This window comes from Hahella sp. NBU794 (assembly GCF_050749805.1).
Lineage (GTDB): Bacteria > Pseudomonadota > Gammaproteobacteria > Pseudomonadales > Oleiphilaceae > Hahella.
Genome location: NZ_CP192738.1, coordinates 3,342,561 through 3,368,387, shown reverse-complemented (window position 1 = coordinate 3,368,387; position 25,827 = coordinate 3,342,561). Strand labels below are relative to the sequence as shown.

General features: G+C 54.4%; 23 protein-coding genes. 8 read left to right on the top strand and 15 right to left on the bottom strand.

Annotation, left to right across the window (positions count from 1 at the left end; translation table 11 throughout):
• Positions 1 to 59 precede the first annotated feature (59 nt).
• The gene (gene map, locus ACQYWX_RS15035; RefSeq protein WP_431689399.1) at positions 60 to 815 is read right to left on the bottom strand and encodes a type I methionyl aminopeptidase; all 756 of its coding nucleotides are present in this window, start codon (positions 813 to 815) and stop codon (positions 60 to 62) included.
• Between the two features lie 170 nt (positions 816 to 985).
• Between map and ACQYWX_RS15030 the strand changes: the two genes are divergently transcribed.
• Positions 986 to 2,098, top strand: coding sequence for a leucine-rich repeat domain-containing protein (locus tag ACQYWX_RS15030; protein WP_431689398.1), 1,113 nt, complete (start codon positions 986 to 988; stop codon positions 2,096 to 2,098).
• Between the two features lie 175 nt (positions 2,099 to 2,273).
• On the top strand, positions 2,274 to 3,464 hold the full coding sequence (locus tag ACQYWX_RS15025) for a leucine-rich repeat domain-containing protein (protein WP_431689397.1): 1,191 nt from the start codon (positions 2,274 to 2,276) through the stop codon (positions 3,462 to 3,464).
• Positions 3,465 to 3,482: 18 nt separating this feature from the next.
• Here the strand turns inward: ACQYWX_RS15025 and ACQYWX_RS15020 are convergent, their stop codons facing one another.
• The 3 genes from ACQYWX_RS15020 to ACQYWX_RS15010 form a co-directional block, all read right to left on the bottom strand.
• Positions 3,483 to 4,145: a VOC family protein gene (locus tag ACQYWX_RS15020; RefSeq protein ID WP_431689396.1), complete on the bottom strand. Its 663-nt coding sequence runs from the start codon at positions 4,143 to 4,145 to the stop codon at positions 3,483 to 3,485.
• Positions 4,146 to 4,180: 35 nt separating this feature from the next.
• A complete protein-coding gene (locus ACQYWX_RS15015) occupies positions 4,181 to 4,474 on the bottom strand; it encodes a hypothetical protein (RefSeq protein WP_431689395.1) in 294 nt (97 codons plus the stop codon).
• A gap of 71 nt (positions 4,475 to 4,545) precedes the next feature.
• On the bottom strand, positions 4,546 to 5,100 hold the full coding sequence (locus ACQYWX_RS15010; RefSeq protein WP_431689394.1) for a leucine-rich repeat domain-containing protein: 555 nt from the start codon (positions 5,098 to 5,100) through the stop codon (positions 4,546 to 4,548).
• Positions 5,101 to 5,671: 571 nt separating this feature from the next.
• On the opposite strand from ACQYWX_RS15010, the gene ACQYWX_RS15005 reads away from it, so the two are divergent.
• Complete coding sequence (locus ACQYWX_RS15005; RefSeq protein WP_431689393.1) at positions 5,672 to 6,811, top strand: efflux RND transporter periplasmic adaptor subunit; 1,140 nt, start codon at positions 5,672 to 5,674, stop codon at positions 6,809 to 6,811.
• Between the two features lie 14 nt (positions 6,812 to 6,825).
• Positions 6,826 to 9,969, top strand: a complete 3,144-nt coding sequence (locus tag ACQYWX_RS15000; RefSeq protein ID WP_216736349.1) for an efflux RND transporter permease subunit — start codon at positions 6,826 to 6,828, stop codon at positions 9,967 to 9,969.
• 139 nt (positions 9,970 to 10,108) lie between these two features.
• On the opposite strand, the gene sodC is transcribed toward ACQYWX_RS15000, so the two are convergent.
• The 4 genes from sodC to ACQYWX_RS14980 form a co-directional block, all read right to left on the bottom strand.
• Positions 10,109 to 10,717, bottom strand: coding sequence for a superoxide dismutase [Cu-Zn] SodC (gene sodC / locus ACQYWX_RS14995; RefSeq protein ID WP_431689392.1), 609 nt, complete (start codon positions 10,715 to 10,717; stop codon positions 10,109 to 10,111).
• 235 nt (positions 10,718 to 10,952) lie between these two features.
• Positions 10,953 to 12,113 carry a DUF695 domain-containing protein gene (locus tag ACQYWX_RS14990; RefSeq protein ID WP_431689391.1) on the bottom strand — a complete coding sequence of 387 codons (1,161 nt, stop codon included), beginning with the start codon at positions 12,111 to 12,113 and terminating at the stop codon, positions 10,953 to 10,955.
• Positions 12,114 to 12,194: 81 nt separating this feature from the next.
• Positions 12,195 to 12,869, bottom strand: a complete 675-nt coding sequence (locus tag ACQYWX_RS14985; RefSeq protein WP_431689390.1) for a hypothetical protein — start codon at positions 12,867 to 12,869, stop codon at positions 12,195 to 12,197.
• Entirely contained in the window at positions 12,838 to 13,209 is a 372-nt protein-coding gene (locus tag ACQYWX_RS14980) for a hypothetical protein (protein WP_431689389.1), read from the bottom strand. The genes ACQYWX_RS14985 and ACQYWX_RS14980 overlap by 32 nt, the downstream gene beginning before the upstream one ends.
• Positions 13,210 to 13,384: 175 nt before the next feature.
• Between ACQYWX_RS14980 and ACQYWX_RS14975 the strand changes: the two genes are divergently transcribed.
• Both ACQYWX_RS14975 and ACQYWX_RS14970 read left to right on the top strand, forming a co-directional pair.
• The gene (locus tag ACQYWX_RS14975; RefSeq protein WP_431689388.1) at positions 13,385 to 14,140 is read left to right on the top strand and encodes a substrate-binding periplasmic protein; all 756 of its coding nucleotides are present in this window, start codon (positions 13,385 to 13,387) and stop codon (positions 14,138 to 14,140) included.
• A 245-nt stretch (positions 14,141 to 14,385) separates the two neighbouring features.
• Positions 14,386 to 15,696 carry a hypothetical protein gene (locus ACQYWX_RS14970; protein ID WP_431689387.1) on the top strand — a complete coding sequence of 437 codons (1,311 nt, stop codon included), beginning with the start codon at positions 14,386 to 14,388 and terminating at the stop codon, positions 15,694 to 15,696.
• Positions 15,697 to 15,739: 43 nt separating this feature from the next.
• Here the strand turns inward: ACQYWX_RS14970 and ACQYWX_RS14965 are convergent, their stop codons facing one another.
• From ACQYWX_RS14965 to ACQYWX_RS14945, 5 genes are all read right to left on the bottom strand, one after another.
• Positions 15,740 to 15,976 carry an acyl-CoA thioesterase gene (locus ACQYWX_RS14965; protein WP_431689386.1) on the bottom strand — a complete coding sequence of 79 codons (237 nt, stop codon included), beginning with the start codon at positions 15,974 to 15,976 and terminating at the stop codon, positions 15,740 to 15,742.
• Positions 15,977 to 15,982: 6 nt separating this feature from the next.
• Complete coding sequence (locus ACQYWX_RS14960; protein WP_431689385.1) at positions 15,983 to 16,897, bottom strand: substrate-binding periplasmic protein; 915 nt, start codon at positions 16,895 to 16,897, stop codon at positions 15,983 to 15,985.
• A 79-nt stretch (positions 16,898 to 16,976) separates the two neighbouring features.
• On the bottom strand, positions 16,977 to 18,374 hold the full coding sequence (gene ccoG / locus ACQYWX_RS14955; protein WP_216736340.1) for a cytochrome c oxidase accessory protein CcoG: 1,398 nt from the start codon (positions 18,372 to 18,374) through the stop codon (positions 16,977 to 16,979).
• Positions 18,375 to 18,507: 133 nt separating this feature from the next.
• Complete coding sequence (mapR, locus tag ACQYWX_RS14950; protein ID WP_431689384.1) at positions 18,508 to 19,920, bottom strand: GntR family transcriptional regulator MpaR; 1,413 nt, start codon at positions 19,918 to 19,920, stop codon at positions 18,508 to 18,510.
• 42 nt (positions 19,921 to 19,962) lie between these two features.
• Positions 19,963 to 20,838, bottom strand: coding sequence for an HpcH/HpaI aldolase/citrate lyase family protein (locus ACQYWX_RS14945; RefSeq protein ID WP_431689383.1), 876 nt, complete (start codon positions 20,836 to 20,838; stop codon positions 19,963 to 19,965).
• Positions 20,839 to 21,037: 199 nt separating this feature from the next.
• On the opposite strand from ACQYWX_RS14945, the gene ACQYWX_RS14940 reads away from it, so the two are divergent.
• A complete protein-coding gene (locus ACQYWX_RS14940; RefSeq protein ID WP_431689382.1) occupies positions 21,038 to 21,535 on the top strand; it encodes a GNAT family N-acetyltransferase in 498 nt (165 codons plus the stop codon).
• On the opposite strand, the gene ACQYWX_RS14935 is transcribed toward ACQYWX_RS14940, so the two are convergent.
• Complete coding sequence (locus ACQYWX_RS14935) at positions 21,532 to 22,602, bottom strand: alkene reductase (protein WP_431689381.1); 1,071 nt, start codon at positions 22,600 to 22,602, stop codon at positions 21,532 to 21,534. The genes ACQYWX_RS14940 and ACQYWX_RS14935 overlap by 4 nt on opposite strands.
• A 120-nt stretch (positions 22,603 to 22,722) precedes the next feature.
• A complete protein-coding gene (locus tag ACQYWX_RS14930) occupies positions 22,723 to 23,211 on the bottom strand; it encodes an Rrf2 family transcriptional regulator (protein WP_253938248.1) in 489 nt (162 codons plus the stop codon).
• A 462-nt stretch (positions 23,212 to 23,673) separates the two neighbouring features.
• On the opposite strand from ACQYWX_RS14930, the gene tssI reads away from it, so the two are divergent.
• On the top strand, positions 23,674 to 25,827 hold the full coding sequence (tssI, locus tag ACQYWX_RS14925) for a type VI secretion system tip protein TssI/VgrG (RefSeq protein ID WP_431689380.1): 2,154 nt from the start codon (positions 23,674 to 23,676) through the stop codon (positions 25,825 to 25,827).

Here is a 25,827-nt window from a genome sequence, read left to right as displayed (position 1 = left end):
GCTTATCCAACCTACGGTTAGATAGTTCGGAGAGTCACAACCGTGAGGCAAAAAAGGCGCTAAGCGCTATGTGGCACGGTCACCAATATGGGCTGTCCGTTGGTGATTACCATCGTATGTTCAAATTGTGCGGATAAATTCCCTGCGGCGCCAATCAGGGTCCAGCCGTCGCGGGCTTCCGTTACGTGTTTGCTCTTGGTGGACAGGAAGGGTTCGATGGTGATGACCAGCCCTTTGTGCAAACGCCGTTCTTCGCGAGGATCGTAATAGCCCAGAATCTCCTTCGGGTCTTCGTGCAGACTGCGCCCTACGCCATGGCTGCACAGATTTCTGATAATTTTGAAGCCTTTGTCCTTGGCGACTTTCTGGATTTCCTTGCCGATGACATTCAGATTCTCTCCCGCCCTTGCTTTCGCCGCGGCGTTGCGCAACGCCAACTTGGTCGCGTGTAACAACCGGTCTTTTTGCGGCGTGGATGGCGGCACGATAAAGGTGCCCCCAGTGTCCGCGAAATAACCGTTCTTTTCGCCCGAAACATCAATATTGACGATATCTCCGGGACGAATAACACGATCGCGAGGAATGCCGTGCGCCGCTTCTTCGTTCACGCTGATGCAGGTGTAACCGGGAAAGTTATAGGAGAGTAACGGAGCCGATTGAGCCTCATATTTTTCAAACAACGCCTTGCCAATAGCGTCCAGCTCTGAGGTCGTCATCCCCGGTTCGGTGCGCGCTATCATCTCCTGCAAAATCGTCGCGACAATGCCGCCGATATGTTTCAGGTGTAGTAAATCTTGCTCTGTTTCTATGGTCATCAACCGGGTCCTCAGGTACGTGGCTTATCTCGCACTCATATCAAAAGTCATTGAAAAGATAAACAAATTAGACGTTTTTTCTTATATAGTTCGCCACCAATGCGCTAGTTTTGAAATGATAAAGGCTTTTCCCGCATTCTATACTTGCAGGCCGGCCGCAGGGGTTAGACGTGATCAATAGCAGTGAAAATTACCAGAGAGCATTCGAGTTTCTAAGAGACTATGTTCCAAATAATCAGCCGCCAAGTCTTCCCCATGCACTTGGAGAGCTTAAACAGCTTTCCGAGCTTTATCTGTCGGATCGAATGCTGGAGGAGCTTTCCCCCGCCATCAGCGCTTTCCAGAAGTTAGAGCGACTCAGCCTGTCAGGTAATCAGCTGCGACAACTGCCAGAAACGATAGGTAAGTTATCCAGACTCAATCATCTGTATTTAGATAACAACAAACTAACAAGCCTGCCATCTTCGATCGGAAGTCTATCTCGGCTAAAAAGCCTGACTCTCTTGGATAATAGCCTAGAGAGCCTGCCAGAAGAGATGGGTGATCTGGCGGAGCTTGAGCTTCTCTCCCTGAGTCAGAACGCCCTTAGTGCGCTCCCCAACGAAATAGGCGGGCTGTCCAAATTGAGCCAGCTCTACTTACATAACAACCGCCTGGTAGCGCTGCCCGAAACTATTGGGCGCATGCATTCATTCAGCACGCTGGAGCTGAACGACAACAAACTGGAGCGCCTTCCTCAGAGTATTGAAAACCTGTCCTCATTAAGTTCTCTATCTCTGATTGGCAACCAATTCAGATCTGTTCCTGAGGTGCTTTTGCAACTGGAAAAGCTGGCCTATCTGTCTATGGATATCAGCTGTATCACCGCCTCAACAGTTCTGCCCCGCAGTGTCTCTCATTTATGCCTCAGTCTTGACACGGATAACATAGACCAAGCGCTACGATGCCTGGAAAAATTCGCTGGCGTTAGATCTCTAGCGCTGAAAACCCATAATATGGAGACACTGCCGCCGGCGATTGGGCTACTGAAGAATATGCCTAACCTTGAGGAATTAGACCTAAGCTTCAACAAACTCAAGAAAGTACCTCCAGAAATTGGGGAGATTACTCAGTTAAAGCGCCTGCACCTGAATGACAACCAGCTCACCGAAGCGCCATCAGAAATTCTGAACCTGAAGCAGCTGAAAGAAATAAACCTTTACAGCAACAACATTCCTGAAGAACAACAACGAAAGCTGTGCGATCAACTGGACGCCGAGCTGGGGATCATATTGTTTGATTAAACCGTTCATTCTCTGTTCCAAGCTCGTGATTATCTTTTGTAAGTTCATCGCGGCAATACCGCCACGTTTGCTCCTATATAGTCCACGAGATAATCCACGAACAAAAACTCGTTGAGGAATGAGCAAGGCCTTTTCCGAATTCAAATAATAGGCCTCAATTAGAGGGGAGTTAGACTTGATCAATAGCAGTGATAATTACCAAAGAGCGCTCGATTTTTTAAGGGATTATGTTCCGGATAATCAACCGCCGCGCCTTCCCTACACACTTAGAGAGCTTAAATTGATTTCCGATCTTTATCTGGCGGATCGTTCGCTAGAGGAGTTGTCCCCCGCTATCAGTGTTTTCGAAAAGTTAGTGCATCTCTCTCTGTCCAGCAATCTACTGCAACAACTGCCGAAGACGATAGGTAAGCTATCCAGGCTGACTCGCCTCGAAGCAAGTGACAACAGGCTCACAAGCCTGCCAGCTTCGATTGGAGACCTTTCTCAATTAACAGGTTTTTACCTCTCCTATAACCAACTCAGCACTTTGCCTGAAGAAATTGGAAATTTGAGAGAACTTCAGCGTCTCTATTTGTATGGGAATCAGATTGCCGATCTCCCAATTGAGATTGGCAATTTAACCAACGTTCATGATCTCGACTTAGGCTTTAATAAACTGTCGGTTCTGCCTGTCACAATGGAGTATATGCACTCCCTTTACGCGTTGGGTCTAAATGACAACCAATTCGACGACCTGCCGCCTTGGCTCCCCCGTCTTGCTTCACTGAGGTCGTTGTCTCTCATCGGTAACCGATTCAAATCCGTCCCGATGGTTCTTTCAGAGCTAGACCAACTGAAATATCTAGCGATTGATATCAGTTGCCTAAACGCTTCGAGCGATGGAGTTCGCCATGTCTCTCACTTACGTCTCAACCTCGATACGGACGACATTGAAACAGCGCTGAAAAATTTGCGGAATCTGGAAAATATAACGCGCCTGTCCCTGAACACACACAACATGGAGTCACTACCACCAGCAATTGGTGTTTTAAGAAACCTCCCCAACCTTGCCGCGATAAACCTTAGTTGGAATAAACTAAAGCAATTACCAAAGGAAATCGGTTGCCTGAAACAGCTTCCCAAGCTGGAAGAGATAGATCTTAGTTTCAATAAACTCGAGACGCTGCCTGCCGAAATTGGCGAGATCACCCAGTTAACGCGCCTGCGTCTGAATGACAACCAGCTCACTGAGCTGCCATCAGAAATTCTGAATCTGAAGCAGCTGGAAGAATTGAGCCTTCATAGCAACCACATCCCTGAAGAAGAGCAACGAAAGCTGTGCGATCAGCTGGACGCCGACCTTGAAATCATACTGTTCGACTAAGCCCAGCCGTCGCTTCTATCACCACCGAAACACCAACGGCAAATGAGGCCGGAAGTCGTGATGCTTTCCCTCTTTTTCGTGATCAAAGCTTATTTCCAATAGGCTCTCATCCCCCGCCGCCATCTCAAATCCGCTCGCAGTGGTCGCCTTAATGGCGGCGTCGGAGAGCGTTTCTCTATTGGGGGATGTGACGCAAACACGCGTGACTTCTTTGAAGCCGGTGGCGTGCGTTAGTGGTTGTGCGCGCTCTGGGGCGGCTTGGTCTGGTCTGCCGGCAAACTCCAGGTAAAACCACATGGGTTCGCTTAATGGCGATTCGCCGACTTCCACACGCAGGGTTTCCGGCAGGTATTTAGGCCGGTAGTCCCAGCTTTTGAACGGCGCGGGGCTTCGCTCCTTGCCTGTCTCAGGTCGAAAGCAAAAGCCAAATGGCGAAACGGCGGCGCCTCTTTGGGTGAGTCTTTCCAGCAGCATCGTCGGCCGAGTCAGCGCACTGTCAGCTTCTTCAGGATCGTTTAAATACAACAACTCGATAAAAGCGTTGTGGAAGAAAAAACGACGATTAGCCGTACCCTGACCAGGGTGAGTATTCGCGGAGCCTTCCGTCAAACCAAAGGCGGTCAACAAATCCCCTTCCGGAGCTTCTTCCGATACGCAGATAAAAATATGGTCCAATTCCATGGTGATGCTCTTCGTTGTATGAAAGTTCTGGACGCTTAGTTAGCCGGCTCTTCCTTACGCGCTCGGAACCGAAACCAGCTCACCAGCTTTCTAATTCCGTGGATAATGGCGAAATAGCCCAGATACTGTCCGAGTATTCCTACAGTAATCAATGACCAGTTAGAGTCAAGAACGCCTTCCATTAGCGAAATAAATAACCCTCCTGGCGCTAAAAAGATAACAAGAAAAGTGAAAGAGCCATGCGCCATTGCATAGCTGAAATAGCCTGCAAAAAGGGTGATTGGAATACAGATTAGCGCCCACAGGGCGGATTTATGGACTTCCTTCATTCTTCGGTCCTATCAATATGGCAGGATAGCGTTATAAAACTTTTTGAGGAATATCGCCAATAAGCGCTTATTTAGCACACTATAGTCAATGACTTGGAAGCGAATTTATTACGATAGTTGGAAATATCTATCGGGTTACCTTGCAGGTTCAAGAATTGCAGTTTTTTCAACCCGAACATTTCACAAGGAAGATCAGCAATCTGATTGCCGTAAAGATTGAGAACTTTCAATTGGGTGAAATCGCCAATCGACGCATCAATTTTGTGAATCCCACAATTCCCCAGGCTTAATCTTTCCAGATTGGGAATTTTCGCCAGTTGTATAAAGACCGTTGCAGAGTCAATATCCGCGTTGTTTGGCATGTGAATCATCTTTAGATTTTGTAACTCTCCGAGTTCGTCGTTTAAATGTCGCAGCTTGTTATGTCGAATGTGCAGTTTTTTGAGCTGTCTTAATTTGCATACTACCGATGGAAGCGCTTCAAAGTTATTAAACGAGAGTTCCAGATATTCTAAATTGGTTAGCCACGAAAGCTCATCCGGCAGTTCAGTTAGATCAGCACAGTGCAGCCGCAAGCGCTTTACTGACTCCGGGTTCGCCAACTCTTTGCTTAAATACTCAGTCACACCGTCATCCTTTGTAGTATTCCGTTGCAGGCCAATTAAGTACCGATGCTTTTCACTCTGTCGGAAGCCATATCAAAGACCCAAAGAGTAACGCCTTTCTTGTGTGGGATCTACGATTAGGGACCGTTCCCGTCTTTCGCATTTTTGCGCATTTAATTCATGATTCAATCCTTTGAAACCGGTTCTGGATAAGCCTCCGTTCGTGTATCACTCGGCGATTTAAAACGTAAAAGCGCATTAGGCGCTCCCTACTTAGTAACTTTTCCCCTGCAGCTGTTACTTAATAGGGTGAAATTCTATTAAACGCCCTCTTGCAATTATCACAATAACTTGATTTCCTTAGCATATTCTCAATTAAAATTTTTTCATTTCACTTTGTCGAAATTCGCACTCGCCGTTCGACAAGGTGTAAATCCCCACTCTATTCCAGGCTTCCACTTGCCTGCCGGAGTCCATTGATGACAGCCGGGACACAGGGATTTGACAGGTTTATGATCATATTTTCACCACTTCACTGGCTATTTGGCGAATGTGATCCAACGCTTTAACTCACTTTGCAGAGGAAGTGCATATGCTTAAAAAGCTCCTATGGGTGTTCGCTGGCCTGGTTGTCGTGGCGCTCATCGTTGGAGGGATCATCCAGGTCAAGATGCAGCAGTTCGACACCATGGGGGCCGCCGCCGCGCAGATGACCATGCCGCCGACGCCGGTCAACACCTATACCGTCGAACAGTCGCAATGGCGACCGCGCGTCTCCCTGGTGGGTTCCGTCAAACCTGTACAGGGAACGGTGATCAACACGGAAATTGATGGGACGGTGAAAGAAATCAAATTCTCCGCCGGCGCGGACGTGAAAGCCGGCGATGTTCTGGTTCTGTTCGATGATCAAATCGAACGCGCCGAGTTACGGGAGGCTGAAGTGGCCCTTGACCGCGCCCAGTTAAGCCTGACCCGCGCCAAAGAACTGAGCAAAACGCGCAATATCTCCCAGCTCGAATTCGACAACGCGGAGAACGACGTGAAACAGGCGCAAGCGCGGCTGAACTACAATCGCGCCGTGATCGCCAAGAAGACCTTACGCGCCCCCTTCGACGGCAAACTGGGGATTCGCCAGATCAGCGTCGGCCAGTTCCTGGACAGGGGTACGCCCGTCGTGTCCCTGCAAGCGTTGAATCCGGTGTATGTGGAGTTTTCGCTGTCGCAGCGTCGTCTGGGCGAGCTGGCGGAAGGTTTGAAAGTGGAAGTCGTCACTGACGCCTACCCGGAGCAGAAGTTTGTCGGCAAAATCACCGCGTTCAACCCGGACGTCGACCCCAACACCCGTAACGTACGGGTGCAGGCGACCCTGGACAATCCCGAAGGCAAACTGCGTCCGGGCATGTTCGTGGCGATTGAGATGATTCTCGCGCAGGCGCGCGACGTGCTGTTTATCCCCTCTACGGCAGTGTTGCACGGCCCTTACGGCTCTTCCGTCTATATCGTCGATGAAGGCGAAGCCAAAGACGGCGGCGATGCGCCGCTGGTATTGCGGCAGCAGCTGGTGCGGCTGGGAGAAACCCAGGGCGACTTCGTCATCGTAGTCGAAGGCGTGAAATCCGGCGACCGTGTGGTATCCACCGGCTCCTTCAAGTTGATGCCCGGCATGTCCGTGCTCATCGACAACAAATTGGCGCCGGATTTCAAACTTGATCCGCAACCCAAGAACACCTGATAGGGCCGCCGATTATGAAAGCTTTTACTGATATCTTCGTGCGGCGTCCGGTGCTGGCCCTGGTGGTCAACATCGTGATTATCATCGCCGGCGTGCAGGCCTGGAACTCACTCAGCGTTCGGCAGTATCCGCAGAGCGAGAACGCCTCCGTCACAGTGGCCACCACCTACGTGGGCGCCAGCGCGGACGTGGTGCGGGGGTTTGTCACCACGGCGATTGAGCGCGCCATCGCTTCCGCCGACGGTGTGGATTACATCGAGTCCAAGAGCATGCTGGGGCTGTCTCTGGTAACCGCCCGGCTCAAGCTTAACTACGATCCCACCAAAGCGCTGGCGGACATTACCGCCAAGGTGAATCAGGTGCGCAACGAATTGCCCGCCGGCTCGGAGCTGCCCGCCATCAGCGTGCAATCCGCCGACTCGGAATTCGCCGCCGCCTACCTCAGCTTCTGGTCGGAATCGCTGTCGCAGAGCGAAATCACCGACTATCTGGTGCGCGTGGTGCAGCCACGTCTGGCGGCGCTGTCCGGCGTACAGCGGGCGGATATTTTCGGCGCCCGCACTTTCGCCATGCGCATCTGGTTGAAGCCGGATCACATGGCTGCGCTGAACATCAGCCCCGCGCAAGTCAATGCCGCCCTCGCCGCTAACAACTATCTGGCGCCGGTGGGCAGCACCAAGGGCAGTTTTGTTCAGACCTATCTGACCGCCAACACCGACCTGCATACCGTGGAGCAGTTCAAGGAACTGGTCATTCGCCAGGAGAACGACACCATCATCCGTCTGCAGGACATCGCCGACGTGGAGCTGGGCGCGGAGGAGTACGACACCGAAGTCAGCTTCAACGGTCAGACCGCCGTGTTCATGGGCATCTTCCCGCTTCCCAGCGCCAATACCATCGAAGTAGTGGAGCGAGTGCGCAAGGACCTGGAAGCGATCAAGGAAGACCTGCCTCCCGGCCTGCAGGGTGGCATCGGTTATGACGCGTCGGAATACATCAATAACGCCATTCATGAAGTGGTGGGCACCCTCACTGACACCCTGCTGATCGTGGTGGTGGTGATCTTCCTGTTCCTGGGGTCTTTCCGCTCTGTGCTGGTGCCGATTGTGGCGATCCCCGTATCCCTGATCGGCGCAATCTTTCTGATGCAGATGTTCGGGTTCACGTTGAACCTGCTCACCCTGCTGGCGATAGTCCTCTCTGTGGGACTGGTGGTGGATGACGCCATTGTCGTGGTGGAGAATGTCGAGCGGCACTTGCGCGAAGGCCGCAGTCCGGTTGAAGCCGCCCGCATCGGCGCGCGGGAGTTGATTGGTCCGGTCATCGCCATGACCATCACCCTGGCGGCGGTGTACACCCCTATCGGCCTGCAAGGCGGTCTGACAGGCGCCTTGTTCCGCGAATTCGCCCTGACTCTGGCGGGAGCGGTAACCATCTCCGGCATCGTCGCGCTGACCTTGTCGCCGATGATGAGCGCCAAGCTGTTGCGCAGCGCCGAAAGCGAGGAAAAAGGCTTCACCGGCTGGGTGAATCACCGCTTCGACCGTTTACGCGACCTGTACGGCTCTGTGCTGGAGAAAGTGCTGCATGCGCGTCCGGCGGTGTACACCATCTGGGCGGGGCTCAGCCTCATGGTGATTCCCATGTACATGTTCTCCCCCAAAGAACTGGCGCCGCTGGAAGATCAGGGCTTTATGTTCGGCATCATCAATAACGCCGCGAACGCTTCGGCGGACCAGAAGGCGCATTTCGGTCACGCCGCAGAGCAAATCTTCCTGAACGCGCCGGAGCGGGATCTGACCTTCCAGATACTACTGTCGCCTTCCGATCCGTTTGCCGCGGCGCTGGGCGTCGGCGGTTTCAGCGGCATGGTGGTGAAGCCCTGGAATCAGCGCGACCGCTCCATCTCGGAAATCGTGCAGGACATGCAGTACCAGTTGAGCCAGATTCCCGGTCTACAGGTGTTCGCGGCGCAGCCCCCCGCCCTGCCCGGCGGCAGCAACTTCCCGGTGGAGTTCGTCATCGCGTCCACCGCTGAACCTGAACAGATGCTGCAACTCGCGCAACAACTGCAGATGAAGGCGATGGAAAGCGGCTTGTTCTACTTTCCGCCGGATATCGACCTGAAGTACGACCAGCCGCAGTCTGAAGTGGTGATCGACCATCGCAAAGTGGCGGCCCTCGGACTCAATAACGCGCAAATCGGCGCGGACCTGAGCGCGGCCCTGGGCGGCAACTATGTCAATCGTCTCAACATGGACGGACGCGCTTACAAGGTGATTCCGCAAGTGTCCCGAGTGGAGCGTTTGAACCCGGATCAGCTCAAAGACATCTATGTCTCAGGCCCAGAGGGACAACTCATGCCCCTCAGCGCCGTGGCCACGATCACCGACAGCACGGTGCCGCGTTCACTGAACCGCTTTCAACAGCTTAATGCGGTGAAACTGTCCGGCATGACCGCCCAGTTGGACGAAGGCTTGAAGGTGCTGGAAAAAGCGGCGGAAGAAGTTCTGCCGCCAGGCTACACCATCAACTACACGGGCGAGTCCCGTCAGCTGCGTACCGAAGGAGGCAAGTTCCTGCCTGCATTGGGACTGGCGATTCTGATGATCTTCCTGGTGCTTTCGGTGCAGTTCAACTCCTTCCGCGACCCGTTCGTGATTCTGTTGGGCTCCGCGCCATTGGCTATGTTCGGCGCTCTGATCTTCACCACGTTGAAGATGCCGGACCCGAATATGCCCTATTGGACCAACGGCTGGACCACCACCATGAACATCTACGCCCAGGTGGGACTGGTGACTCTGGTAGGACTGATCTCCAAAAACGGCATCCTGATCGTAGAGTTCGCCAACAAACTGCAAATGCAGGGCATGGATAAGCTCAACGCGGTGCATGAAGCCGCCATGACCCGTTTGCGACCGGTGCTCATGACTTCCGTCGCCACCGTGGCGGGCCACTTCCCGCTGACTTTGGTGGAAGGCCCCGGCGCCGCAGCCCGTAACTCCATCGGCCTGGTGCTGGTGGGCGGTATGGCCATCGGCACCCTGTTTACGCTGTTTGTGACCCCGGCGTTGTATGTGTTGCTGGCGCGGCAGCATAAGGACGATCCCGTCGGTGACGAGATCGAATCTGGACATGCTCAGCCGGCTGCTGGCTAATCAAACAAGCTGTTACTCTTCTACAACAGGGCCTGCGTAATGCAGGCCTTTTCTTTTCCCTCTTTCTTTCCTTTTACGTACTTTTTCTTCCTGGTAAACGACTGGCGGTTTCGAGGTTTTCGTGATCAACGCTTACGCGTTAACTGGCGCTGTCATCCTTCTGTTGTAGTTTCTGCTGCTTTTTCTGCTGTACGGCGGACTGCGACTGGAAGTCCTCGTCGATGACGACGCCACAGGCGATGCGCGCGCCGCCGCCACCGAGATCAGGTTTGTCGGAGTAGTTGTCGCCGCCTTCGTGGATGATCAGGGCGTGTCCGCGCATGTCCTCGACTTTGAGTTTGGGCGCCAGCACCTGCTGGTTGGCGTTTCCATCTTCATCGACGAATAGCGCTGGCAAATCACCCTGGTGTCCCGGACGGAACGGACCGGTATGTCCGCCCTCTTTGTCAGGGTCGTAATGCCCTCCGGCTGCTGCGCCCGCGGTCATCTCGCCGCTCTTTTCCGCCGCTTCGCAGCTCCCTTTTTCATGCAGGTGAAAGCCATGCATTCCCGGCTCCAGCCCTTCCAGAATAGGACGGATTAATACGCCATTGGGAGTGGGCTCCAGAATGATTGAGCCTATTTTGTCGCCAACGCCCTCCTCGCTGATTTTGTTAATGGAAACCCGTGTGGCGTCTTGCGCCTGGACGCTTAAGGCGCCGCTCAGCGCCAGGGTTGCAGCCGCGGCGGTAATGGCCAGTTTATGCATTGTGTATCCTCCTGTTCGAATGCAACGGAAGAAGCCCGCATTCACCACAGGCTTCATTCACTTCAGGAGTTATCAATCAAAGTCTATGCCAGCCATCCGACAAAGCGCAGCAGGGGCTTGATCACAGCCCGTCCCGCTGATGCGGATCAGGCTCTTAGACGGCGAGGCTTTGTAGCTTGTGCAATCCGGCTGTAACTTTTGCGGTCTGCACAAGCCGCTGACGCACTGCTTCCAACTAATACGTTTGACCGCGACTATAAGCGTAGCGGCAAAAAACATAGGCGGCGGGTAAAGATAAGGTCAGTCCGACAACGCCAAGGATAGGCTCGTCCAACATAAACAGGACACAGAAAAACAGGCTGATTGCATACACAAAGAACGGCCCTGCATAGCCGAAAAATCGCAATATCAACAGCAAGGGCGTCAGCACGAATATTCCCATTCCGAACAGGATAAATATCCCCATCAATGCGCCTTCCGCCAATTTGGGAAACCAGTCACCCAGAGAAAACACAACAGGAGAAGCGATCCCTACCGCGCCAAACAGCGCTGCGCCGCCAATGCCGCCCGCCGCCAGACTGGCGATGGCCACGCTGCCGATAATATGCGTAGGCCGCCCGGTATACAGCGGCGTTTTCGCTGGTGCGGAAGGCACGTCCTTTTCCACGCTGGTCTCCCAACCGTCGTATTCGCCGCCGAATTCATGCGCCTTACGATTAGAGCGCATCGTATGAAACGATATGTCGTCCAACCGCATGCTGCCGTTATGGCTGAATGTCACCTGAAACCGGTCTCCATCCTCTTCCCAGGCGCAGTCACTCACCACGTAATGCTCGGCGGCCGCCCAATCCGCAAACTGCTGCGCCTGAGCCTGCGTCGGGAAGTGCGCCCAGTGCATGACTTCTCTTTGAATGTCCGGTTCATCGCCGCTTTTCGCCAGCGTTTGCAGCACCTCCAGGTCCTGAATGACTTGCCAGTCGTCTTCTGACGGATAGAGATCCCGCCAATAGGACTGCTTTTCTGGATCTGCGCTCACGTCGAATTCCAGGATATAACCGAATTGGCGACCAACGTTGCGGATAATCGCGGCGGCGATCTCCTCATCGCAGTTCATGTAATAAAAGAAATACCGTTGGCTGTTTACGGTGATGCGTCCCGCATAGGCGGCGTTTTGCGCCTCCAAGCCTTGAAGGAGCGCCTCTTCAATATTATCCAGCGCCGCAAACTCCTCAGAGGTTGGCAGCCCATGGGCGTTGGCGCGCTGCAATTCCAGCTTTACCGCCAATAGAGAGTCACGAGCGTCCGACCGCGCAATCTCCTCATACCCCAGGTTTACCAACACCCAGGCTTGCCCCTCGTCGGTGAATCGGGGATAGACATTCCATTTATCCTGCATTGTCGCTCTCTTCTTTTTGAAATTTCGCTGCGGCCTGACTGGCTGTTTCGCCGTCTATGAGTGCGAATGTCGCTGGCGCTTTTATAAAATCGCCCGATGTAAGTCCGATTTACAGATTAACCCGGGATCGCCCTGATTATTGCCGACCCGTGTCCAGTGGGTCTTGATGCTATCGGTTATGACAGACCTTGCTCCCGCATTGGAAAAAGCCTCATGCAAGGCTTTCTGCGGCATTCTCGGATTATTGTGGTGACTGTATGTCCAGAAATTAACATCCCCCTCGTATGCCAAAGCGTGAGCGGCTTCTCTGAGAGCAATGCATGTGTTTTCGTATAACCTTTTATTGACGTTGACCAGGGACGCACACGGCTCATCTCCCACATCCAGATTCTTGGCGTAGACGTCGCGCAGCAGAACATCCGCCGTCACGCTGAAAAAGAACATACCCACGCGAACGGCCTGAACGATATCTTGCGTTCGCGTTGCATTCACACTGAAAACCCAGACTTCGCGGCAGTCCACGACAGCGGCCTCAACGGTTTCACCGCGTATCCAGGCGAGAAACGGAAATGGAAAGCCGTAAACATGGCAGGTCGCCCGCCATTCCTCATAGGAGTGCAGGCAGGTTCTTAACACAACCTGTTTTTCCTGCTCCTCGTTATCCAGCGCGCGAGATACATCGGTTTTGCAGTCATAGCGCCCTTCAGCGAGGGTCAGTGCGCCTCTAATCTTCATCACGGCCAAACTGTTCTTCATACGCCAACGCTTCAGAGGAAATGCCGCCAACACAATAGATGCGTTCATTTTCCAACGCCTGTGACGCGGCGACGCCCAGCTCAGGCTCTGTCAACGACGGCACATGAATAGGTCCGCCTATCCCGATAGGGCCGCGATACTGTTCGCACTTCCAAAGGTCCATCAGTTTCATCCTGTTGTCAGCCAGATACTGATCAAACAGTTCCAGCGCCTCTTTCATGGAGGTGGCGGGAACAACGGCGACACCGACCATGTAGTCTGAACCATCGAAATTAGCTGGCGTCATCGGCTCCATGGAAGCCCGATGATAAAGCAGCCAGGCGGACACTATTTCCATCATTTCTCTCCTGATTCAACAACGTTAATCACCCTATGACTCCTCCCTTTACGGAACCCGAAAAATTCATAAATAATAACGTCCTATACCCGGTAAGCTATACTTTTTCTGCAACCCGAAAATATTCCTCAGCGACGCTCACGCCACACTATGCTCTAACTGCAAAGGGTAAACCTTTATGAATCATAGAACCTGGAAAACCGAAGGACTTATCGCCCTGATCATTGGCGTATTCTTCCTTTCCGGGTCGGTCTTCGCGGAAAAAAGAGCGCTCGTAGTCGCCGGCGATGAAGAAAAGAAAGGCGGCTATCTGGTTGAGATTACCGAAGCTGCGTTCAGCCGCGTCGGTTACGCCACGGATTTTCGCTTTGTTCCCTGGTCCAGGGCGCTCACCAAAAGCATCGCCGGGGAATACGATGTACTGCTGGCCGCCTACTACACCAAGGAGCGGGCGGAAAAACTGGCGTACTCCAAACCCATCGGCGTCGCGCAAGTCGTCCTGTTGAAGCGCAAAGACAGCGCTATCTCTTATCACAATATTGAAGACCTCAAACCCTACCGCATCGGGCACATCAGCAACTCCAAAGTCAGCCCTGAGTTCGACAAGGCGGAAGCGGAGTATCTGAACATGGAATACGCGTTCGACGCGGAAACCAACATTCGTAAGCTGCTGGCGGGACGACTTGATCTGGTGGTGGAGAAGAAACAGCGGATCGTACAACTGGTGAATACCGTGTTCGCCTCCGAGGCCCACAAACTGGCGTTTGTGAACCCTCCCCTGCACACTAATTACTTCCATAATTGCGTGTCAAAAGTGAATCCCGACTACCAGAAAATCATTCACGACTTCAACCTGGGCCTGGATATCATCCGCAAAGACGGAACCGAAGCGCGAATACTGAAAAAGCACGGCGAAGACAAGCAGGAACTATAACTCATACGACTTTTCCCTTGCACTGACGGCCTCGCCAACGTTTTTCAGAACGTCCCCTTATATTTTTAATGTCTGTGGTACTAAAGTATGAACAGCATCGCCAGCCCCCAAAGTAAGATTCCTCCATTGCTTAAATAATTGCATCTCTAAAGAAGCAAATAAAAAACCATAATAAGATCGACAAAATTATGCGCCAATGAAATTCATCTTTATTACGAAAGGACAACTTGATGGAGAGCTAGCGCATGGACACTATGGATGTTTGGGAGGTTGAAGTCAGACACCAAAAGTTAGATAAGTTCAGAATAATCAGGGGGCATGATAAATATCTGGTTAATAAAAAAATAACGATACAGCAGCAGATATGGAACGAGATGTGGAGAAAGAAAGCCGCTCTTGCTGATAAGAAGAAACAAATGAAGGTAGCTCGCGCACAGCAAGAAAAAATAGCGCTCGCCAATAGCATAAGTATTGATACGAAAAAAGAGATAGCCAACCTGGTGAATCTCTTACACACGAAACTCTCAGATAACTACACGTCCACCTGGTGCCGGCTTCTGGACAATGAGGCTTTTGCTATCGCCGAGCCCGACCTCCCTGAATTGCAGGATATTCCTCCAGAGCCGGCCAGAACTGACGCTATTTATCAGATTCCACATAGCTTCTGGCATGTGCTGTTTCCCAATCGGAAATATAAAAAAGAGCAAGAGGCCGAGAAAAGATATCTGGCAGACAAGGAGTGCTGGGCGCGACAAAAGAAAGTCGCAACAAGCAGCAACAGAGCCTCCTTGAGTTCATTTGCGCTTAAAAGAGAAGCCTGGTGCTGGAGAAAGCTAAAGCATGAGAAAATTCAACGGGAGATAGGCATCAATATATCCCGCACCAAAGAGGCTTACTTTGAAGGGGCCCCTCATGCAATCGTTGATTATTGCGATGTTGTTTTAGGCTCCATACATTATCCCGAATACTTCCCACAATGCTGGGAGCTGCGCTATAACCCGGAATCCATGACGCTCGTCATTGATTACTCTCTGCCAGATATAGAATCATTACCCAGCGTCAAAAGCGTGGCTTATTCATCAGCTAACGATACCCTGGAAGAGACGCATCTATCTGCTGCCGAAAGCAGGCATTTATATAGCAATACGATTCGTCAGGTTTCCCTCATCACCCTTTATAGCCTTTTCAAAGCAGACGCCGCCAAGCGGATAAGATCCATTGCATTTAACGGATGGATCGATTCCCTGAACAGGTCAACCCGGGAAGAAGTCAAACGATGCATTTTGACTTTATTTACCCATAAGCATGCATTCCCTTTCAAGCAACTGGATAACATGGACCCGCGGGCCTGCTTTAACCCCCTTAACGGCGACTGCGGCGTCGAACGCGAAAAGCTGGCGGCGGTCGCGCCCATTATTATGGGGAACGCAGAAAACCGCTCATTCAACAGCGCCTTCAGCGTCGACAATTGCGCTAACATAGCAGAGAAGAAATCAGAGGATTATATGCAAGGGCTTGAGTCTTTATTCACGAAAGAAAAGTCTCTGTGCCAATAGCGCGATCAACTATGTCGGAGAAAAACGCCCGCACTGCAGACGTCTATGCCTCGGCCATCTCTTGCAGCCTGGCCCGAATGTCTTCAGGAATTGGCGCCGCTTTCCTGTTGCGGTAGTCAAAGTGGACCAGTGTGGTTCGCCCCGTGGCGCGCAGCCGGTCGTTTTGCATAATGCGCTGGGTGACCGTAAACGAGGCGTTTCCAATCTCCGCGATGGCGGTAAAGATAGCGACATCATGTTCGTAGCGAATTTCGTCATGAAACTCGATCGTGTACTTCACCAAGCCTTACTCGCGCTCCGCGTTGGTCTCCTGCACCCCGGCGCCCTGCCACTTTGCATTGATCTTGTAGAAGATCCCCTTCTCTACGATACGTCGTTTACCCGCGTCGAATATGTCCAGCAGTTTCTGACCGTTAGGATTTCTTTTGGCGCTGACGGCGAATTCGTCCGTGGAGTCGAACACGGGAAGCTTTTTGTAGTGATTGCGCCAGTTCGCCTGCTGCAAGGCGTAGTCAAAGCTCAGTTCATACCCGGCGAGGCCATCCAGGTGACCTTTGTCCAGCATGGCGAAGCCCTGCAGAATCTCCCCTACGTCATATTTGACGATGCGGGACTGACGTTCCCATTCCAGACCGTAATTCCAGCCACGCAGCACGCCAATGGTTTTGCCTTCCAAAGACGCCAGTCCGTTCCAGCTCAGTTTGACGTCAGGACTGACGTAAACCAGAAAATCCACATGATCGATGGGCTCTTTAGAGTAATTGAAGTAGCTGGCGCGCTCCTGATTGAAGCCCGTAGGAAACAGGATATCCAGCTTGCCGGCCTTCACCTGATCAAACGCGCGAATCCAGGGATAGATATAGAGCTGAATGGTGTAGCCCATTTCATGATAACTCTCCCTCAGAACATCCCAGCTATAGCCTTGCAGGCGCTCTGAATCCAGGCCGGGCGGGATGATTTCCTGCTGGACGGCTTCAGCGTAGCGCCTGTCGAATGTGAATGGCGGATTGTTGGTCAGGGTGGCGACCCTCACCAGCTTATCCGCGCCAGGTTGATGAAAATGATCTTTCGCCCAGGAAAAAGGCGCGCCCAGGAGCAAAGCAAGCAAAAGAAGAATCAGATACTGCACAGGCATCCCCCGCATGTCGACGACGATATACCCCAAGCTGGTTTCATCCAGAGCGGCGACGAGGGGGCGCAAGTCGCCGTGGTGAACTTCCGTGCTTACTTGCCAGTATAGACCCTCAACGGCGCTTGGACCTCGCCATTGCGTCGCGTCATTATTTTGCGGTGGGCCCGGTGAAGCGACTGGGCTTGACCACTTTCCGCTCAGGCAGGTAGGCGTCCTTCACTTCAAAAAACACATCGCTGGAGCGCTGCAGAATCTGGCCTGGCCGCATCGACAGGGTCACAGGAACGCTGACGGCGCTCTCCGGCCCAACCTGTATTCTGCGTTCGCCGCCCATCTCCAGGCCTTCCAGACCCGATGCGCTGATCAGGAAGGTTTTCGGCTCATTTTCTTTATTCAGAATATCCAGTATGTAGCCGTTTTCTATACGGTTTTCCGAGTTGTACCGAAACAGTCCGCGGTCTTTGGCCACATCCAGAGATAACAGCGGACGGGACGCCATAACCCAGGCGAACACGCTGATCATCAGCAGCAACACAGCGCCGTATCCCAGTAGTCGCGGCCGAAGTATGCGCGCCTCGCCGCCTTTCAATGCGCGCTCGCCGGTGTAGCGCACCAGACCCGCGTCATATCCCATCTTCGCCATAACCGCGTCACAGGCGTCAATACAGGCGGCGCATCCGATGCACTCCATTTGCAGCCCGTCACGAATATCAATGCCAGTGGGACACACCTGCACGCACATGCTGCAGTCCACGCAATCCCCCAGGCCTTGCGCGCGATATGGGACGTTTTTCTTGCGCGGTCCACGGGATTCGCCTCTCGCGGCGTCATAGGTCACCACCAAAGAGTCTTCATCCAGCATGGAAGACTGGAACCGCCCATAGGGACACATATGAAAACACACCTGCTCGCGCAGCCAGCCGGCGTTCAGATAGGTGGCGACGGTGAAAAACCCGATCCAGAACAGACTCCAGCCGCCAACGTCCAAGGTCGCCATTTCCGTAACCAGAGTGCGGATGGGGGTGAAATAGCCGACAAAAGTCACCGCCGTCGCCAGGCTGACCAACAGCCACAGCCCGTGTTTGAGTCCGCGTCGCGTCGCTTTCTCCAGGCTCAAGGGCGCTTTGTCCAGCTTGATGCGTTGATTGCGGTCGCCTTCCGTGACCTTTTCCGCCCACATGAACACCCAGGTCCACATGCTCTGCGGACAGGCGTAGCCGCACCATGCGCGCCCGGCGAACACGGTCAGGAAAAACAGGCCAAAGGCGGCAATGATGAGAATACCGGAAAGCAGAATAAAGTCCTGGGGCCAGAATGTGCCGCCAAAGATATGAAACTTGCGGGAAGCGATATCCCACAGCACCGCCTGTCGACCTTCCCAGTTCAGCCAGGCCACCCCGAAGTACAGGGCGAACAGCAGAAAACCGCCCAGCAGACGCAAACGCCTGAAGCGACCGCTGAAACTGCGGGTATGAACCTTGGTGCGGGACTCATACAGATCAACCGTCACCGCCTCGATATTGTGAACCGGGATATGTTCGCTCATTCGCCGCCACCTTCCTTTTTACATCCAAAAGTCAGGCGGGATTATTCAGGCGTACGCGGCAAACAAACAGTTTCAGAAAAGATTTAAAAAACCATATCAGATGGCGATTTATCGCTGACAGACATGACTTTTTTTAAAAGGAACGGACCAGACGACCCAGTACCTCCATGGCCTGCTCAAACTCCGGCCCCCAGGGGTGGCCATAGTTGAGCCGGATAAAATTGCGAAAGCGGCGCGTAGCGGAGAATATTGGCCCCGGCGCAATGCTGACGCCCTGCTCCAACGCCAGCTTAAACAAGGCCAGCGAATCCACGGCGGCAGGCAGTTCCAGCCAAAGAAAATAACCGCCGTCTGGCCGCGTCACCCGGGTTTGCGACGGGAAGTAGCGATCTATCGCCGCCAGCATCTGGTTCTGCTGCACTTCCAGATTATGGCGCAGCTTGCGCAAATGCCGGTCGTAGCCGCCGAATTGCAGGTAATCCGCGATAGCCGCCTGGGCGGGAATAGATGCGGAAATCGTCGTCATCAGACGCAAACGCTCCACCTGCTGGGCGAAGCGACCGGCGGAGGTCCAACCAACACGATAACCGGGAGCAAGACTCTTCGAGAACGAGCCGCAGTGCATCACCCAGCCGTCTTCATCAAAGGCTTTGGCGGGTTTGGGCGCATGGGCGCTGAAATAAAGCTCGCCGTAGACATCATCCTCGATCAGCGGAACCTGATGCCGTCGCAACAGGGCGACCAGCCGACGCTTCTTCTCCTCCGCCAGGGTGACGCCCACCGGATTCTGAAAATTAGACATCAGCCAGCAGGCTTTGATCGGGTGATTGCCCAGCGCCTGCTCCAATACGTCCAGGTCCATGCCTGAACCGGCGTCCACGGGAATCTCCACCGCTTTCAGCTGCAGACGCTCCAGCACTTGCAGGCTGGCGTAGAACGCGGGGGATTCAATGGCCACCAGATCCCCCGGCTGCGTCACCGCCTGCAGACACAGATTCAGCGCCTCCATGGCCCCGCTGGTGATGACCAGCTCCTCCATCGGCGCGGAGACGCCCTCCATGACATATCGCAACGCAATCTGACGGCGCAGATCCCGGTTTCCCGGGGGCAGATCTGCGACCACGGAGCGTAAATCCATCAATCGTGTGGCCTTGGCCATGGAGCGCGCCAATCGTTGCATGGGAAACAAGGTTGGGCTGGGAAAGGCGGAGCCCAGTGGGGTAATGGCGGGATCGCGTACGGAGCCCAGTACAGAAAACACCAGTTCGCTGACGTCCACCGAGGTGGAGGCCAATGTCTGCCGAGGACGTTTTTGCGCCGCCGGCGCCGCTTGCTTGGCCTGATTGCAGACAAAATAACCAGAGCGCGGTCTGGAGCGGATCAGGCCGCGGTTTTCCAACAGGTAATAGGCTTCAAACACGGTGGAAGCGCTGACGCCATAGGTCTTACTGGCGTTACGCACCGACGGCACGCGGCTTCCCGCCGGCAGCACGCCAGAGCGGATCAGGTCCGCGATCTCATTCGCCAACTGCTCGTAACGTTTCATCTTGCGGCAATCTTGATGGGTTCAATGTCAGTGAAATCTGCGCTAGTCCTGCGCCAATATTCGTCGGGCTAGCGCCGCCACCGGCGCATCCAGCATACGGCCGTCCAGATTCGCCGCCCCCAGGCCTTGCTGCTCCGCCTGCGCCAGGGTGGCGATAACCCGCTGCGCCCATTGCTTCTGCTCCTCGGTGTAGGCGAAGGCGTGATTGACGCAGGGAATCTGATTGGGATGGACGCACAAAGCGCCGCTGAAGCCTAAGGCTTTGGCCTTGGCGAGATTGGCGGCATAGCTGTCCAGATCTTTGAATTCGCCCATGGATCCGGGCAGCCCCAGGGCGTCGATGCGCCGCTCTCCCGCCACCAGCGCTATTTGCTGGCAGGCCGCCAGCAGACTATCGGGCGAGGCCATCGCTCCCAACTCCGCCGCCAGATCTTCTGAGCCCATCGCCAAGGCCTTTATCCGCGGCGACGCCGCTGCAATGTCGCGTAGCTCCAGTACGCCTTTGCAGCTTTCAATCTGCGGCGTCAGCGCCGTGGAGCCCGGCTCCAGCGACTGCCGCGCTTCCAGGACGCTCAGATACTGACAGATCAAACGGATCACGCCGGCTTCCTGAGTTTTGGGCAGTAGCACCGAATGCAGATCCGCCAGCGGCAGCGCCTGCAGGTCCGCAGCCATATGCTCAAGATCGCCATTGATGCGCACCGCCACGCGTTTACCTTTCTCCCGCAGCGCCGTCACGATCTGCGGCAGCGCCGCTCGGGCCTGGGGTTTATCGTCGCGAGGCACGCTGTCTTCCAGGTCGATGATAATCACGTCCGCGTCCAGACCGCCCGCCTTGACGACAAACTCAGGCCGGTTGGCGGGAATAAACAGGTAACATCTGGCGTGACAATAGGAGGTAGCGGCAGGTTGATCCATGAGAGCGCCTATTTAATAAAATCGGTTTGAGACGGAATGATGAAGGCGTTTAACATGATAAGCTACTTTATTGTTATATTTGAGCTTTTATCGCTGAATCCAGTCACGCTATCACTGGCGTGCTCAGGACAGGGCCGCTGACGCGCCCGCCGAATTCATCGCTCAATAGTTAAGGAACCTCTGCAAACAGGGTTGCTGTATGGACGTAATCGTAAAGCATTTAGAGATCCGCAGAATGCGGGACGAAGACAGACCTGCGGTGCTGGCGCTACAGGTTCACGAAGAGCAAGTCCCCTATGTCGGACACACGCGGGACATTCTGCAAGTGGCGAGCCCCAACCATCACTGTCATGTGCTGACGCTGGGCGAAGACGTGGTCGGCTTTTTCATTATCGATGTCGCCTATCATCAGAAATTCGACTTCACCCTGGCCGACGAATTAGGGTTGCGCGCCTTCCTGATCGACGCAGGCAGACAGGGACAGGGCCTTGGCAAGAACGCTACGCGGGCGTTAAAGCCCTATCTGGATAAGGCGTACAGCGACAGATCGTCCATCGCCCTCACCGTGAATTGCCGGAACCCGGCCGCCTACCACTGCTATATCGGCGGCGGTTTCACCGATACCGGCGAGCAATATCTAGGCGGCAAGGCCGGCCCACAGTACATCCTCAGAATGCCTGTGGGCGCATCGCTTTAAGCCATCGCCTCGCTCAGGCTGGGGTAATCCACGTAGCCTTCCGCGCCGAGCTGCATGAATGTCTCAGGGTGCGGATCATTAAAGTCAGCGTCGGCTTTAAAGCGCGCCGGCAAATCCGGGTTGGCGATGAACAGACGACCAAAGGCCACCGCCTCCGCCTTGTTATCCGCGATCAACTGCTCCGCACGCTCCTTGGACATCTCTTCATTGGCGATAATCGCGCCGCCGAAGTTCTTTCGCAGGGTTCCGCCCAGCTCGTCATCGACGATAGGGTCGCGAGAGAAGATGAAGGCGATTCCGCGCTCGCCCAGTTGTTGCGCGACATAGCCGAAAGTGGCGACCGGATTGGAGTCGGACATGGAGTGCGAAGGACTGCGCGGCGCCAGATGCACTCCGACGCGCCCAGCGCCCCAGACAGAGATACAGGCGTCAGCGACTTCCAACAGCAGGCGTGCGCGGTTTTCCACAGAGCCGCCGTAATCATCGGTGCGCTTGTTCACGCCATCCTGAAGAAACTGGTCCAGTAAGTAGCCATTGGCCGCGTGGATTTCCACTCCGTCAAAGCCTGCCTCTTTGGCGTTTTCCGCGCCTTTGCGGAAACCTTCCACGATAGCGGGAATTTCATCCCTCTCCAGCGCTCTGGGGGTTACAAAAGGACGCATGGGACGCAGCAGACTGACGTGCCCTTCCGCCGCAATGGCGCTGGGAGCGACGGGCAATTCGCCATCCAGGAAAACCGGGTCGGAGATTCTGCCCACATGCCAGAGCTGCAGAATGATTTTGCCGCCGGCGGCGTGCACCGCGTCAGTGACTTTCCGCCACCCCTGCACCTGCTCCGCAGACCAGATGCCCGGAGTGTTGGCGTAGCCCACGCCTTGTGGAATCACCGCGGTCGCCTCGCTGACGATCAGACCCGCAGAAGCGCGCTGTGCGTAATACTGCGCCATGAGTTCATTGGGAACGCGCCCTTCCCCGCCTGCGCGGCTGCGGGTCAACGGGGCCATGACGATACGGTTGGAAAGCTCAAAATCGCCGATGCGGATCGGATCAAACAATGAAGCCATCATTCAGTCTCCCTGGATAGCGATGAAAATAATAAGAGGCCGCTGACAGAAACTGGTCGCCGCCCCGACAATGGGAAACAATGTAACCAACACGGTTACACATAGCAAGAAATTTTTTCTCGCTTAATCGACGTCTTCAGACATCTCCTGCTTGGCGCAGTAATAATGCACGCCCGCGTTATCGGCGACCTGTCGCGCCACATCCGCAATGGTGGTCTGCGCCAGTGAGGCGTCCATGGTGGCGGAAATGCGTTGAAACTCTTCTTCCAGCACCGAGGTGATGTTGCAGCCGATATAGCATTTGGGGTTGGGTTTGGAGCGGTGCAGGACGAAATAGTTGGGCTCTTCCACCGCCTGATAAACATCCAGCAGCGTAATTTCATGAGCCGGCCTGGCCAGCAAAGCGCCGCCGCCCACGCCCAATTGCGAGCGGGTCATGCCAGCCTCCGCCAACACGCCCAAAAGCCGCCTCACCACCGCCGCATTGGTGTTCACGCTACAAGCGATATCCTCCGAACGCACCGCCTTGTCTTTGTGTAGAGCCAGGTCGGCGAGAATATGAATCGCTACGGCGAAACGGGTGGATGTAGGCACGGTATTAACCTTCGTCATCAGTGAAATCTGGCGTAAGCCGCTTATCTCAAGGGCTACGGGCGCAGTATTGTATTTTAGGGTGCAAAACGCAAGTTCAGCCCTTGACGCTCGCATTGAAGCATTACGAGTAGGCAATCTCTTCTTCGCCACGCTTCCCTTTGTATTTTAACGCCGCCCCGCAAGCGCCGCCACGTCAGGGGTTCACTCAATTCGCCGCTCACTTTATCGTTAAATAACAACAACTTGTAGCGTTTCGCCCCGTAGCGTCGTTATGAGGCTTTATGATCTAATGAATTCAGCAAACCACTGCGTTTCCGCTGCAGTCTGGCCGGGAGAGTTGTTTCGCTATCCCCGCCCACACCATGGCCAAGGCTTCCTTATAAGCCGTCCGGGCCGCCAGCGCGCAACCTTGGTTATCACACTATTTCCGGCAGGAATGGCGAGGAACTCCACGCCATTCTCGCCAACATGGAGTTCCTTATGGACGCCTTATTTATCGAAGAGGGACGCTATACCCAGGACACCCGCCCCATCCGCATCGACACGCCTCTAGGTAAAGACGTGTTTCTGCTGCGCCATTTTCGGGGTCAGGAAGGGTATTCGCAGCTGTTCCAGTATGACGTGGACCTGCTGTCCCACAAGCGTGATATTCGCGCGGAAGACATCATCGGCGAATTGGCGCAGGTCACCATTGGCGCCGACGGCGGCGCGCCTCGCGTATTCAGCGGGCATGTGAGCTATTTCGAGTCCACCGGCCTGGAAAAACGGGGGCTGTACGGTTACAAGGCCGTTCTTGTTCCCTGGTTATGGTTCCTGAACAAGAATACCGACTGCCGGGTGTTTCAAAACATGACCGCCCCCAAAATTCTGGAAGCGGTGTTCACGGAAGCGGGCTTTTCCGATTTTCGTTTCAGTGGTCTGTATAACGAGTATCCAGAACTGGAGTATTGCGTACAGTACCGGGAGTCCGACCTGAATTTCGCTCTGCGTCTGATGGAGCAGGAAGGCATCTATTTCTATTTCGAACAGGCGCAGAAGCGGCACATGCTGATTCTGGCGGACGATAAGTCCACCAACGCTTTTATGGAGCCCCGCAAGATTGAACACAGCTCCCGGCCGCGCAATGGCGACTATATCCAGGAGTGGCGCCGCAGTTATCAATATTTCTCCGGCAAATGGAGCCTGAGCGACTTCAACTTTGAAAAATCCGATCAGTCCCTGCTGGCGGAATGCTCCGCGCTGACTGAGTTGCGAGGCGCCGCGTCTTACGAACGCTTTGACTATCCCGGCGCTTTTGGCGACCAGGACCGCGGCCGACGTCTGACCAAACTGCGCATGGAGGAAGAAGAAAGCCGGTTCACCCGGGTGAGCGGCAGAAGCAACCTGCCCCATTTGCTGGTAGGCAGAAAGTTCGCGCTGGAGTCGGAAGAATGCGTCACGGACAACCGTAAGAACTTTGTCGTCACAGCGGTGCGTCACTACGCCTACGAAGGCGGCTACACCAGCGCCGACAGTCCAGACAGCGCGGACAAAGAAAACAGCGTGTACTTCAACCGCTTCGAATGCCTGCCGGACAACGTCAGTTTCCGGCCCGCCCTGAACACGCCCAAGCCGCGCATAGACGGCGTCCAGACCGCCATCGTTTGCGGCAAAAGCGGCGACGAGATTTACACCGACGAATACGGCCGCATTAAAGTCCAGTTCCATTGGGACCGCTACGGCGAACGCAACGAAAACAGCTCCTGCTGGGTGCGGGTAGCCACGCCCTGGGCAGGCAAGAAATGGGGCAGCATGGGCATACCCCGCGTTGGCCAGGAAGTGGTGACCACCTTTCTGGAAGGCGATCCAGACCGCCCGCTGGTGATTGGCGGCGTCTACAACAAAGGCAACATGCCTCCCTACTCCCTGCCGGACAACAAATCCCGATTCGGCGTGAAGTCGCAGTCCACCAAAGGCGGACAGACATCCAACTATAACGAGATCTCCTTCGACGATAAAAAAGGCGAGGAATCTCTCAATATCCATGCTGAAAAAGACTTCAACATGGAGGTGAAAAACAACATCGGCGCCAACGCCAAAGGCCATTCCACCAGCAACGTTGGCGGCAATGCGTCGGATTCGGTGGCGGGAAACAGTTCCCTCAGCGTCGGCGGCGATCATTCCGTCGCCGTGACCGGCAAACAGAACGTGTCGATCACCGGCGCGCAAACGCATTCCGTGACTGGCGCGCAAACCTTGAATGTGGGCGCGGATCAGACCGAGAGCGTTTCCGGCAATATCACCCAGACCGCCACCAACCAGACATTGAATCTGTCAGCGGACCACACTATCAGCGCCACTAATCAGAAGATCAATCTGGGAGCGGCGCATGAGGTCAGCGCCTCCAGCCAGAAGTTCACCATCAGCGGCCTGCAAACCACACAGGCGGACGCGCAGACGGTCACCGTCACCGGCAAGACCACAACCACCGCCACGGAAATCGATCTGGCGGCGGGAGGCAATATTTCCCTGCGGGTGGGCGGAACCAGCATCCAGATCAACGACGGCGGCGTCACCATCACCATTGGCGGCAGCTCTATCAAAGTCGATGGCGCCGGGGTGTCCGTGTCCGGTCCGATGATTAAATTGAACTGA